10 protein-coding genes are annotated in these 11,886 nt (G+C 54.9%); all 10 read right to left on the bottom strand.

The genetic code is table 11. From position 1 onward, the window contains the following. Positions 1-16: 16 nt before the first annotated feature. Complete coding sequence (locus MHI42_RS13000; protein ID WP_340988601.1) at positions 17-1,351, bottom strand: Zn-dependent hydrolase; 1,335 nt, start codon at positions 1,349-1,351, stop codon at positions 17-19. Continuing rightward, on the bottom strand, positions 1,315-2,709 hold the full coding sequence (locus MHI42_RS13005; protein ID WP_342424073.1) for an allantoinase: 1,395 nt from the start codon (positions 2,707-2,709) through the stop codon (positions 1,315-1,317). Before MHI42_RS13005 ends, MHI42_RS13000 begins: the two co-directional genes overlap by 37 nt. Before the next feature lie 60 nt (positions 2,710-2,769). After that, positions 2,770-3,147 carry a hydroxyisourate hydrolase gene (gene uraH / locus MHI42_RS13010; protein WP_342424074.1) on the bottom strand — a complete coding sequence of 126 codons (378 nt, stop codon included), beginning with the start codon at positions 3,145-3,147 and terminating at the stop codon, positions 2,770-2,772. A 241-nt stretch (positions 3,148-3,388) separates the two neighbouring features. Next, a complete protein-coding gene (uraD, locus tag MHI42_RS13015; protein ID WP_342424075.1) occupies positions 3,389-3,937 on the bottom strand; it encodes a 2-oxo-4-hydroxy-4-carboxy-5-ureidoimidazoline decarboxylase in 549 nt (182 codons plus the stop codon). A 229-nt stretch (positions 3,938-4,166) separates the two neighbouring features. Continuing rightward, positions 4,167-5,096, bottom strand: coding sequence for an ABC transporter permease (locus MHI42_RS13020; protein WP_039301426.1), 930 nt, complete (start codon positions 5,094-5,096; stop codon positions 4,167-4,169). A gap of 30 nt (positions 5,097-5,126) precedes the next feature. Continuing rightward, entirely contained in the window at positions 5,127-6,242 is a 1,116-nt protein-coding gene (locus tag MHI42_RS13025; RefSeq protein ID WP_152679797.1) for an ABC transporter permease, read from the bottom strand. After that, a complete protein-coding gene (locus tag MHI42_RS13030) occupies positions 6,239-7,771 on the bottom strand; it encodes an ABC transporter ATP-binding protein (protein WP_042134514.1) in 1,533 nt (510 codons plus the stop codon). The genes MHI42_RS13025 and MHI42_RS13030 overlap by 4 nt, the downstream gene beginning before the upstream one ends. Before the next feature lie 107 nt (positions 7,772-7,878). Then, positions 7,879-9,054 carry a BMP family ABC transporter substrate-binding protein gene (locus MHI42_RS13035; RefSeq protein WP_171717392.1) on the bottom strand — a complete coding sequence of 392 codons (1,176 nt, stop codon included), beginning with the start codon at positions 9,052-9,054 and terminating at the stop codon, positions 7,879-7,881. Positions 9,055-9,272: 218 nt separating this feature from the next. Then, positions 9,273-9,893 carry an NTP transferase domain-containing protein gene (locus MHI42_RS13040; RefSeq protein ID WP_342424076.1) on the bottom strand — a complete coding sequence of 207 codons (621 nt, stop codon included), beginning with the start codon at positions 9,891-9,893 and terminating at the stop codon, positions 9,273-9,275. 43 nt (positions 9,894-9,936) lie between these two features. After that, on the bottom strand, positions 9,937-11,511 hold the full coding sequence (locus MHI42_RS13045) for a PucR family transcriptional regulator (RefSeq protein WP_171717394.1): 1,575 nt from the start codon (positions 11,509-11,511) through the stop codon (positions 9,937-9,939). Between the last annotated feature and the right edge of the window lie 375 nt (positions 11,512-11,886).

Here is an 11,886-nt window from a genome sequence, read left to right on the forward strand (position 1 = left end):
AAGAACCCCCTGAGCTTCAGTTCTCTGTATAAGCCAATTTATATAAGATTGCCGTCAGTACTTCGAGTCCCGCAGCCAGCTCTTCCGGTGAAGTATATTCATCAGGAGAATGGCTGACCCCTCCCCGGCTGGGCACGAATATCATTGCCGACGGGCAGCGCGGCGCGAATAGCTGGGCATCATGCCCCGCCCCGCTGACCATGCTCCGGTACGACCGCCCCTGCTCCACACAGATTTGTTCCAGCGACAGGCATAGCTCCGTATCCATAGGTGCAGGAGTTGTAGCCAGCAGAGGCAGCACCTCCAGAATCAGACCGCGCCTGCCGGCAATCGCTGTGAACTTATCAAGCATCCCTAAGCAAAAGCGCTCCAGTGTCACGGCTTCGCTATGCCGGATATCCAGCGTGAACTGAACTTCGCCCGGAATGACATTCGGCGTCCCCGGATAGACTTCCAGCCTGCCCGTTGTTGCCACCAGCGGGTCCCCTTCTGCCACAGCGGAACGCTCCAGTGCCAGCAGCATTTCTGCGCTGCCTGCCAGTGCATCCTGCCTCAGTCCCATCGGCGTTGTTCCGGCATGATTGGCTGTGCCGCACACCTTGACCTTGTATCTCCGCTGACCGGCGATCGCCTGCACCACTCCGATCTCCTGGAACGACCGTTCCAGAATAATCCCCTGTTCAATATGCAGTTCAACGTAGGCGGCAATATCACTGCGGACCGGACTGTGTCCGAAGGCAGTGCCGCCACTCTCTGAAGTATTATAATGGCTAGCTCCGGAGGCTTCAATGCTGCCGCCCAGACCGCAGGCAGCCATCGCCGCTCCGAGCGTTACCCCTTCGCCGTCTGCACAATTCTCGCGCTCACTCCCGTCGTAGAGCCCTGTAACATTGCCGGAACCCCAGAACGTCAACGGAAAGCGGCTGCCCTCCTCCTCGCAAAAGGACACCACCTCCAGCGTCCGCAGCGGCTGGCCAAAGGTCATCTGCAGATAATGCAGTGCAGTTACAGCAGCAGCTACTCCGTAAGCACCGTCATAACGTCCGCCGTTCACCACCGTATCGATATGTGAGCCGGTTAGAATTACTTTATCCGTTACCACTGATCCGGCCAGCTTGCCGTATACATTTCCGACCTCATCCGTTCTGACCTCAAGTCCGAATCCAGACATTCTCTCCTGCAAAAAATGCTGTACCCGGTACCACTCCGGCGTGTACAGCAGCCGGGTAACCCCCGGGCCGGGAGCACTGAAGGCTGCGAGTTCATCCAGCAGCTTCAGCATCTCTCCGGCCGGGACATGCCGGACCGGCAGCTTCACCGGGCCGGCTGGCGGCTGGAGATCCGCAGCCATTCACCGCCATCCGCTGCAACAATGCCTTCTCCGGCGGTATAAACCACATTGCCGCGGGAGAGGGTTGCCGTTACCTTGCAGGATAAGGTCATACCGGCATAAGGACTATGCTTGTGGCGGTAATGTAAATCCTCCGCCTGCAGGGTATAATTCACATTCGGGTCAAGCAGCACCAGATCGGCATCCAGCCCCGGAGCGATGGAGCCTTTGCGCTGCTCCAGCCCGAAACGCCGGGCTGGCAGCTCCGACAATAGCGCAGAGATCTGAGTGACCGGCAGGCCGCGCACCCGCACACCCTCATGGAACATCAGCTCCAGACTGCTCTGCGCCCCCGATATCCCTCCCCAGGCTTCAAAAAAAGACAAGCCGGGCGCCAGCTTCAATTCCGCCGGACAAGGGGAATGATCCGAAGCAATCAGATCCACCAGGCCCGCCGCCACCGCATGCCACAGCCGTTCCCGCTCCCCGCTGCTGCGCAGCGGCGGAGCACATTTCGCCAGCGGCCCCAGCTCCTCCATGCTGTCCTCGTTCAGAATCAGATAATGAGGGCAGGTCTCCGCTGTCACATCCAGCCCCCGCTGCTTGGCCTCGTGAATCAGCTCCAAGGCTGCGGAGGTGCTGATGTGCACGAAATGCAGCCGGCAGCCGGTCCGTTCACTATATAGGAGTGCCCGGGCAACAGCCTCAAGCTCCGCTTCGGGCGGGCGGGAGGCGGCGAAATCACGCGCAGTGCTCCGCCCCTCGCGGAGTGCAGCTGCTCCGAGCGCCGAGGTCATCTCTTCACTCTCCGCATGCAGGGCGAGAATGCCTCCGATTGCGGCGATGCGGACCATTCCCTGATACAGGGTATCGTCATCCACCTCGCGGAACCGGCCTTCGCCTTCACCGCCGGGATTCGAGATAAACGCCTTGAAGCCGGTAACACCTGCCGCCGCCAGCTCCTCCAGGTCTTCCAGATTGCCGGGCACGAGTCCACCCCACAGCACATAATCCACCGCCGAATTCCCGGCTGCAGCTTCTGTCTTCAAGCGGAGTGCTTCTATATTTACAGTCGGCGGATTACCGTTCAGCGGCATATCCGCATAACAGGTACAGCCTCCAGCGGCAAGGGAAGCCGATCCGCTGCGGAAGCCTTCCCAATGGCCGAACGCCGGCTCATTGAAATGAACATGCATATCAATCATGCCGGGGAGCACATATTGTCCTGCTGCATCAATAATTGTAGTGGCAGGTGAGCCGTGCAGCGCTTCGCCCAGGGCAGCGATTCTGCCGTCCTTCACACCGATATCCAGCTTACGGACTTCTCCAGGGAGTACAACATCCCCATTCCTGATAATAATCTCATAGGCTTCCTCCATGTAACGGCCACCTCCGGTCCAGTGATATTCGTAAGGGTATTCGTATTTGTATCGGTACGTTTAACTGCCGCGGTATGTGCTGTATCCTCCCGGCGCAACCAGCAGCGGCACATGATAATGCTCTGACGGGTCCGCAATGTTGAAGCGGATCGGGATGTGTTCAAGGAACATGCTGCCGGTCCTGCTTGCCGCTTCACCGCCAGCACCCGCCTGAGTACTCCTGAAGTAGTCGCCGGCCATGAAGACCAGCTCGTAGCTTCCGGCCAGCAGTTCTTCCCCTGCCAGCAGGGGAGCATCCAATCTGCCGTCACTGTTCGTGACAGCCTCACATATCAGCGCGGGCATTACCTCACCGAATCTCCATAGCTGAAGCGACATGCCCGCTGCAGGCTTCCCTAGCGACAGGTCCAGCACATGAGTCGTTAACCGCCCGCTCATGACAGGTATCCTCCAAGCCTGCATCTATTGAAGCAGCGGATTTCCGATTCCGGCAGAAGCATTTCTGCGTTTTTTTCCGCATACTGACTGCTGTGCCTTTTGCTTATTTTTTTGTTCATTCTTCTCTCCATACTAAGGATTAAGCCGCTGGTTCCGGTCATGAACGACACCTCCTGCTGATTTGTTAGAAGCAAGTATGCTGTAGAGTGCGGATCGGATATGAGGCCTCTTGCACTATGTCCTATGCCTCCGCCAGCAGATCCTCCAGCCGGAAACGGGTAATCTTGCCGATCTCCTGCAGCGCCTGATCCCATTCTTCCTGCAGGCTGCGGTCCACCCGCTCACGGATGGCGTTGATGATGTCATCTTTATTTTTGCCGCGCACAGCCAGAATGAACGGGAACTGGAATTTCCCGGTATAGGCAGCATTCAGCTCCGTAAGCTGCTTGAATTCCTCCGGCGTCAGCCGGTCCAGACCGGCCCCCTGCTGCTCTGCCGCCGATAGCGGAGTGACCTGCAGCCTTGTTGCCAGATCAGGGTGGGCTCTAAGCAGCGCAAGTACCTGGCTACGTTCCGCCTTCCGCGCCGTTTCCACCATAGTGTCATGCAGCTGCTGCACGGATTCAAACGGACGCTCGCTATAGGCACCTTCCGCAACCCAGGGCGAATGTTCGAATATACCTCCAAGGCTCTCTACAAATTCCGGTTGTCCCATGCTGTTGATCTGTTCCAGTGTCACAATATCCGCAGGTGTATTCAATGGCTCATCCTCCATCCATCTAATTTGCATAGTTTAAATTCAAACATTCTTTAGGGTAAAAAAAGCCCATTTCCGCATTCAAGCCATCTACTTTGCCATCAGCACCTGAAGTACCGATCTCTCAGTGATTTAAGATGTTCGAACTGCATGAAATGGACCATACCTGTGTTACTCCATAAATCCGCGTGATAGTTATAGTACTTCCTGGTCGTGTAAACTTACTATCTTATATTGTACCTTCTATGCAGCATTCAGCAACTCAGAACCGCTGTTCACGGACATAAGGGGTTCCCAGCGATTCCGGCGTGCCGGAAGGCTTGTTGCGGTTGCGGTATCCCAGATACATCAAGACGAGAATCGTAACGACATAAGGAATCATTTTGAGGAAATAAGACGGTACCACACTGCCCAGCAGCTGTATCCGGAAGCCCAGGGAATCGAGTGCCCCGAAGAAGTAGGCACAGAAGAGCGCACGCAGCGGATTCCATCTGGCAAAAATCACCAGCCCGACGGCGATCCAGCCCCGGCCGGCCGTAAGGCCTTCATTCCAGGTCGGTGCATAGGCCAGCACCATGTCTGCCCCGGCAAGACCGATCAGCGCAGCTCCGGCTGTAACGTAGCTATAGCGGATCAGCTGTACACGGATGCCCATGACGTCCGCTGTAGCCGGATTGTCTCCGACTGCCCGCAGATGCAGGCCCCATGAGGTATGGTGGATCAGCAGATGCAGCACCAGCACAAGCAGCAGGCTGAACCAGGTCAGATAATCCATCCGGCCAAAAATATCCCCGATCACCGGAACCGACTTCAACGCCCCCAGATCCAGCTTGGGTGAAGTGCCCGGAAGCGGAATACCGCTGATGGACTTGCCGAGATAGGCGCTGAGTCCGCTCCCGAACAGCGTCATGGCAAGACCTGACATTGTCTGGTTCGCCCGGAGGGTAACTGTAAGGAAGGAATGTACCATACCCAGAAGCGCAGTAATGGCCACAGCTGCGAGCAGGGCAAGGATCAGATTCCCGCTCCGGATGTAGACGATACAGGTCGTCACCGCCCCCATCAGCATCAGCCCTTCCGCACCGAGCTGAATGATTCCGGCCCGTTCGGTCAGAATGCCTCCCAGTGTAGCCAGCAGCAGCGGTGTTCCGGCGGATATGGCGGCTATTAATAACTGTGTAGTGAAATCCATGGGTAAACTCCCTTCTCTAAGCGAATGCTGTTATGCGCTCCGGCGGATGCGGAAACGGTGAATCATGTCGCCGGCAATCAGGAAGAACAGGATCGCACCCTGCAGCATTTCCGATATGGACGAAGGCAGTCCGATGGTCTGTACACTATAGCCGCCGACGATCAGTCCGCCGAACAAAATGGAGGTGACAATCAGACCAAGCGGGTTCAGCTTGGCAAGCCAAGCCACGATGATTGCCGTATAGCCATAACCGGGTGATATCCCCTGCATCAGCTTATGTGTAACCCCCGAGACCTCAGCCATGCCGGCAATACCGGCCAGGCCGCCGCTGATCAGCATGACGATAATGATATGCTTCTTGATATGAATCCCCGCGTAGCGGGCAGCTGTTGGGTTGGCACCAATCAGGCGCAGCTCATAACCCCAGCGGGTGAATTTGATCATCAGATAATAGATAAGGACGGCCACCAGCCCGAAGATCAGCCCGATATGCAGCCGCGTGCTTCCCAGAACCGGCAGCGATTGTGCAGCGGTGAACATAGGTGAACCCGGGAAGTTGAAGCCCTTCGGGTCTTTCCACGGTCCGAAGACCACATAGTCCAGAGCCAGCAGAGCCACATAGTTCAGCATCAGCGACGTAATCAGCTCGTTGACACCGAAATGCGTCCGCGGAACGGCGGTCATCAGACCCCACAATGCCCCGGCCGCCGTACCGAAGACAAGCATTAGCGTGATCGACCAGAACGAAGACAGATCAGGGAAATAAATCGTTACCGCTGTAGCCGCCATAGCACCTACAGTCAGCTGGCCTTCCGCCCCGATATTCCAGACGGAAATCCGGTAAGCCACCGCGATACCAAGTCCGCATAGCAATAGCGGAATGGCTTTTACCATGGTTTCTGTGAAGCCGTAGGAGGTTCCGAAGGCTCCGCGGAACATTTTTTCGTATACCACCAGCGGGCTCATGCCATTGGCGGCAATGAACACCGCACAGAGCAGCAGCGCCAGAATAACTGACAGAACAGGCGTCCACCACGGTGAACGGGTACGGCTTGAATCGTATTCCAGCCTGAGGGAGTACCATTTCCCGCTTTTCCCCGGTGAGGGCTCCAGCACTGCAGTATTGCTTCCAGTATTCGGACTCATACGGCGCTCCCCTCCATGTTCCGGATTCCGGCCATCATCAGTCCGATTTGTTCCCGGTCCGCATGCTCATGATCGCTTTCACCTATAATTGAACCGTTGTATATGACCAGAATGCGGTCAGACAATTGCAGCAGCTCATCCAGATCCTCGGAGATCAGCAGCACGCCGCTGCCGGAGCTCCGCAGCTCCATCAGCAGCTCGTGGACACCGGCTGTAGCGCCGACATCCAGCCCCTGGGTCGGATGAACGGCAACCATCAGCTTCGGCTGGTGGCTGACCTCGCGGGCGAACAGAAGCTTCTGCTGGTTTCCGCCCGACATCTGCTGCACCGGGGTATCCAGCTCCGGTGTCTTCACGTTGAAGCGGCGGACCAGCTCCTGCGACCAGGAACGGTTCTTCGCAGCCTTCAGGAAGCCGAATTTCGAATGCTCATTACTGCGGTAGGACTTGAACAGCAGATTGTCGACGGAGCCCAGACGTCCGGCCAGACCGCTCTTCATCCGGTTCTCCGGCACATGCGAGATTCCCGAATCGATGGCCCCTCTCACCGAGGCTGTTTTTACAGGACTGCCGTCAAAAATAATCTCGCCCGTCTTCCACGTTCTAAGCCCGGTCAGCACCTCGGCCAGCTCCTTCTGCCCGTTGCCGGCGACACCGGCCACCCCTACGATCTCGCCTTCACGTACGGTGAGCGACAGAGCATCCAGCGCTTTGCGCCCGTGATCGGCAGCAACATCCAGGTCCTTAACAACCAGCAGGGGTTCACCTGCAGTAGCCTCGCGCTCCTGACGGCTGATCGTGACTTCTCTGCCCACCATCAGCCGGGCCAGCTCCAGCTCATCCGTCTTGGCCGTCTCCAGAGTTGCAATCATTTTCCCTTTGCGCATCACCGAGATCCGGTCGGAGGAAGCCATGACTTCCTTCATTTTATGGGTCGTCATGATTACCGTCTTCCCCGTCTGCTTCATCACCTTGAGGGTTTCAAACAGCTGCTCCGCCTCTCCCGGTGTCAGCACCGAGGTCGGCTCATCGAGAATAATAATATCTGCACCGCGGTACAGGGTTTTGACGATTTCAACACGCTGCTGTTCACCGACAGACAATTGCCAGATCGGCCGGTCAACCGGAAATTTGAGGCCAAACCGTTCTCCGAGCGCCTCAATCTCTTCATGTTTATGCTTGATCCACTTGCTGCCACGCCAGAAAGACGACTTTTCGCCAAGCACGATGTTCTCCGCTGCCGTGAGACTTTGCACCAGTCTGAAGTTCTGAAATACCATGCCTACCCCGAGGAGTGCCGCATCTTTAGGAGAACGGATTTTGGCTGGTTTGCCGTGAATGAGGATCTCCCCCGCATCCGCCCTGTACACACCTGACAGCATACTCATGACTGTGCTTTTTCCTGCTCCGTTCTCACCAAGCAGCGCGTGAATCTCACCCGCATTTGCCGAAAAATCGACTTGATCGCTGGCCGTTACAGAACCGAACTTCTTCACTATCCCGCGCATTTCAACCGAATGGTCCTGCATTGTGGGAAGCTCCTTTCCTTTATAGTTGTAGTACGGGTGGGGAAGATTCCGACATACGGAACCCGCCCCACCCATAAGGCCGTGCTGTATTCAATTCAAAGCAATTGTTATTGCGGGATGGTACCTTCTACTCCCTTAACCAGCCAGTTCATGGAAAGCACTTCTTCAAGCGTCAGCTTTTGGCCGTCTTGAACCACTACATTTCCTTTGTTGTCCGAGATCGGGCCGGTGAATACATCCAGCTCTCCGCTGATGATTTTGGCTTTGGCATCTTCCACCAGTTGCTTCACATCATCCGGAACCTTGTTGCCGAACGGTGCAAGCTCAACCATACCATCGGCCATATCGCCGGAGTACTGCTCGCTCTTCCAGGTTCCATCCATAACGGATTGAACGGCTTTTACGTAATAAGGGCCCCAGTTCCATACAGGGTTAGTCAAATAGTTATCCGGTGCATATTTGCTCATGTCAGAGTCATTTCCTCCGGCAAAAGCTCCGCGTTCTGCAGCAGCCTGCAGCGTAGCCGGTGAATCCTGGTAAGCCAGCAGAACATCTGCGCCTTTATCCAGCAGGCTGATTGCCGCCTGACGTTCAGTAGCAGGGTCATACCAGGTGTTGGTCCATACTACATCCACTTTGACATCAGGGTTTACACTTTGTGCTCCCAGGGTAAAAGCATTTAGGTTATAAATAACTTCGCTGATCGGGAAGGCTCCAACATAACCAAGATGATTCTTCGTTGTCATTTTGCCTGCCGCGATACCGGACAGATAACTTGCCTGATAGTTTTTGCCGAAGTAAGTCCCCATGTTATCGGCTGTTTTGTAACCGGAGGCATGAAGGAACTTCACGTTAGGGAATTTACCGGCTACGTTCAAGGTGAAATCCATATATCCGAAGCTTGTGGTGAAGACAATGTCATGGTTCTGGGCAAGTTCAGTGATGATGCGTTCAGCATCGGCGCTTTCCGGTACATTTTCCACGAAATCGGCTTTGATGCCCAGTTCCTTCTCCATGTACAAACGGCCTTGATCATGCTGATACGTATATCCGCCGTCACCCGGAGGCCCGATGTAGACAAAAGCAACCGTCGGCTTCTCTGCTGCCGGCTCTGTTGTTGCTGCTGCCTCAGTGGCTGCTGCCGCATTCGTTGCCGCAGGCGCCTCAGTGGCCGCCCCATTCGTATTCGACGCCGTATTGTTGTTGCCGCACCCCGTCAGAACCACCGCTAACAGGAACATGGTTACCAGGCTGAATTTAAATCCCTGACCCCTTCTTTTCATAATTCTCCTCCTCCAGGATATCTCTCATAATGGCTCCAGCCATTAATGTATCTCTACTATACTGAGACACAGCAGTTACGTAAATTTATATAACATAGCTTTGTGTCATTTTATAAGAATCGCTGTCGTTTTTGTGTTTTGTGCACTAGGATACCTTGAATTATGCTTAAAATATGTGATATTTCCTAACATAATTTTGGAAAATAGCGATTTCGCTGTCAGTTGTCCCTTGGCACACTCCATTCCCTGCGAAGCTCCCCAAAACTGACCGGCAGCTCCGCATCCGTGAAATTCCGTTCGGAATCACTCTGTAGCATCATCCCCTTGTAGCCGGAAGATTGAAAAATAGCCGATAACCCCCTATCGCTGTCCAGTGCCTGAAGCTCCGGAAACACAGATTTTGCGAACAACACAGGGGGACTTACTACGCCTTCATTCATGCTTGCCACATAGTCGAGTCCGGGATTCTGCTCAAAGGCATCCGTCAGCCGGTTCACCAGCGCCGCAGGAATAAACGGCTGATCCGCCAGAGCGATGACAACGGCATCAGGCTGAAGCGATGAAATGGCATTCAGGCCGCAACGGAGAGAGAAGGACAGCCCTAAATGAGCCGTCAGGCAGGTCTCCGTACGCCTGCTGCTCCGGGAACTGGCGGAAGGCATCCATTTCAGAGGATCATCTGCCCGGACCACCACAATCAGCGGATCAAGACCGCACCGCTCCAGCTCACTTAGCGTGGCTGCTCCAACCGTTATTCCACCCGGCTGCTTCAGAGAACCACTCCCGGCAACTGCTTCCTTGCTCCGGCTTGCCGCCAGATAGATTCCGGCTACTTTCAAGTGCACTCCACTCCTTCCGTTAATTTGCAGAGGTATACTGCAGCTATTCACGTTCCAGCATTCTGCGGAACAGGAATACCAGCTTCAGCCTCATGAGATCATTGATTTTTTTGAAATCGACATCCAGCAGCTCACTAAGCTTCTCAATCCGGTAAGTGGCGGTATTGCGGTGGATAAACAGCTTCTTCGCAGTTTCATTCACATGGCCGTCATTATCCAGATAGACCTCCAGCGTATGGAGCATTTCCTTGACGTATTCCGGTTCACGGCTGAGCAGACCGCGCAGACTGCCGCTGCAGTATCTCTCCATCGTCTCCGCCGGGATCTGGTTCAGCAACAGATGGAGCTCAAGCTGCCGGTAATGCACCACATTTCCGTGTGCCCCCCACTGCTGGACCACCCCCATACATTCCTTAATCTCGGCAAAAGCTTCCTTCAGCCCTTCCGGCTTCACCTTCACCCCGCTGACGGCAGCCCGCGGATAATAGCCTTTATCAAACTTCAGATTGTGAAAACATTCATTAATCAGCTCCCGGAACTGCTCCGGGGCTAGTGGGCCTGCCGGATAGAGGGAGAGCAATCCCTCTTCCATTATCAAATGAACCGCCTGCAGCCCATGCAGCACCGGATGCTCCAGATATTCCTCCTTCAGCCGCAGCAGCTCCGCCTGCCTTGCTTCCCCAGCAGCGGCTACGTCGGTCAGCAGAAGCTGGAACGGGGCTTGCAGAAGCTGGACATCCAGCTTAAGCGCCGCCTGGGACAGCTCCGCACACGACAGCCCGCCGTTCAGACAACGCCGCAGCAGCCCGCTGAATTCCCGGTGCTCGGCATGCTCGAAATAATCCTCAAACCCGGAATGGATATGATACGAAATAAGTTCAGCACCCTGGATGAACAGGCTTTCCTCGACCGGCAGCAGTAACGGATCAATCCTGCAGTACAGAAGATAACCCGAGCATTTCTCGCCTTGCATCAGAGGAATCCGATATCCCGAGCATTCGCCCATGCGGAAGCGCTGATTCCGGTTCTGCCAGGGCCAGCCCTCCAGCAGCTGGCTGTCGGAATAACCGGAGTTATTGAAGACCGTAGCACCCCGGACGCTGATCACCGCCAGCGGATAGCCGATAACCTCAGAGACCGATTCGAGCAGCGGACGGCTGCGCCCGGAACGCAGGGCGAAGCGCATGAGCTTGCGCTGCTTCTCCATAATGCCCTGCAGCACACTTGTGCTGCGCGAGAGTTCGGCGCGGAACAAGCCGTTCATCTGATCGGAGAAGGTGAACTGGAACGGCAGCTCAATCAGCGGGAAATTCAGCGTTTCCGCTTCGGCAATCAGCTTCTCCGGCACCGCATCCCAGAAGCGGCCCAGCTTGATGCCAAGACCCGCCGATCCGCGGCGGTTCAGCGTCTGCAGCAATGCCGAGGCATCTTCGAGACTGTCTTTGATCAGATAGGCGGTAGTCAGCAGCATTTCCCCTTCTTTGATCCAATCCGAGATATCCGGGGCATCCATCACGTTGATGGATTTGACAATCCTGTGTTTCCCTTTGGAGCCTGCAATGAGTTTAGCTTCAGATAAAGGATAAATGGACAACGCTTCTTCAACCGTAAGATGCATGCCATCCCTCCTTCTATAGGTTCATCTTCTTTAGTTCTTCTTTATGTTACTTTATGTAACATTATAGATAAAATGACCCTTCATGGAAAGAGGAAAGTGAAAATATAAACCATGAATGTCAGGTAATATCACATAAGTCACAGAATTTTAACGTTTGAGTTGCTGGAGGAAAATTAACTAATTACTTATTATCAATTCAATAAATCCTCAGGCACAGGTTTTAATCTGACGTACAAAACAGAAAAAGCCCCGTTTCTCCTCATCGGGAGAACCAGGGCTTGCTGTATGGAGTGCGATGTTAAGATGGATAGTCAGCTGCTCTGCGCAGCAGCTGGCGTCCTTCAGGACGATCCGGCGGCAATAAGCGCCGGTTTG

The sequence above is a fragment of the Paenibacillus sp. FSL E2-0178 genome (genome assembly GCF_038593005.1).
GTDB lineage: Bacteria > Bacillota > Bacilli > Paenibacillales > Paenibacillaceae > Paenibacillus_AQ > Paenibacillus_AQ phytohabitans.

What these genes read in the sequence shown, in the direction of transcription:
- MHI42_RS13000 (WP_340988601.1), bottom strand. Translation starts at nt 1,351, where the DNA reads ATGGCTGCGGATCTCCAGCCGCCAGCCGGCCCGGTGAAGCTGCCGGTC.
- MHI42_RS13005 (WP_342424073.1), bottom strand. Translation starts at nt 2,709, where the DNA reads ATGGAGGAAGCCTATGAGATTATTATCAGGAATGGGGATGTTGTACTC.
- uraH (WP_342424074.1), bottom strand. Translation starts at nt 3,147, where the DNA reads ATGAGCGGGCGGTTAACGACTCATGTGCTGGACCTGTCGCTAGGGAAG.
- uraD (WP_342424075.1), bottom strand. Translation starts at nt 3,937, where the DNA reads ATGCAAATTAGATGGATGGAGGATGAGCCATTGAATACACCTGCGGAT.
- MHI42_RS13020 (WP_039301426.1), bottom strand. Translation starts at nt 5,096, where the DNA reads ATGGATTTCACTACACAGTTATTAATAGCCGCCATATCCGCCGGAACA.
- MHI42_RS13025 (WP_152679797.1), bottom strand. Translation starts at nt 6,242, where the DNA reads ATGAGTCCGAATACTGGAAGCAATACTGCAGTGCTGGAGCCCTCACCG.
- MHI42_RS13030 (WP_042134514.1), bottom strand. Translation starts at nt 7,771, where the DNA reads ATGCAGGACCATTCGGTTGAAATGCGCGGGATAGTGAAGAAGTTCGGT.
- MHI42_RS13035 (WP_171717392.1), bottom strand. Translation starts at nt 9,054, where the DNA reads ATGAAAAGAAGGGGTCAGGGATTTAAATTCAGCCTGGTAACCATGTTC.
- MHI42_RS13045 (WP_171717394.1), bottom strand. Translation starts at nt 11,511, where the DNA reads ATGCATCTTACGGTTGAAGAAGCGTTGTCCATTTATCCTTTATCTGAA.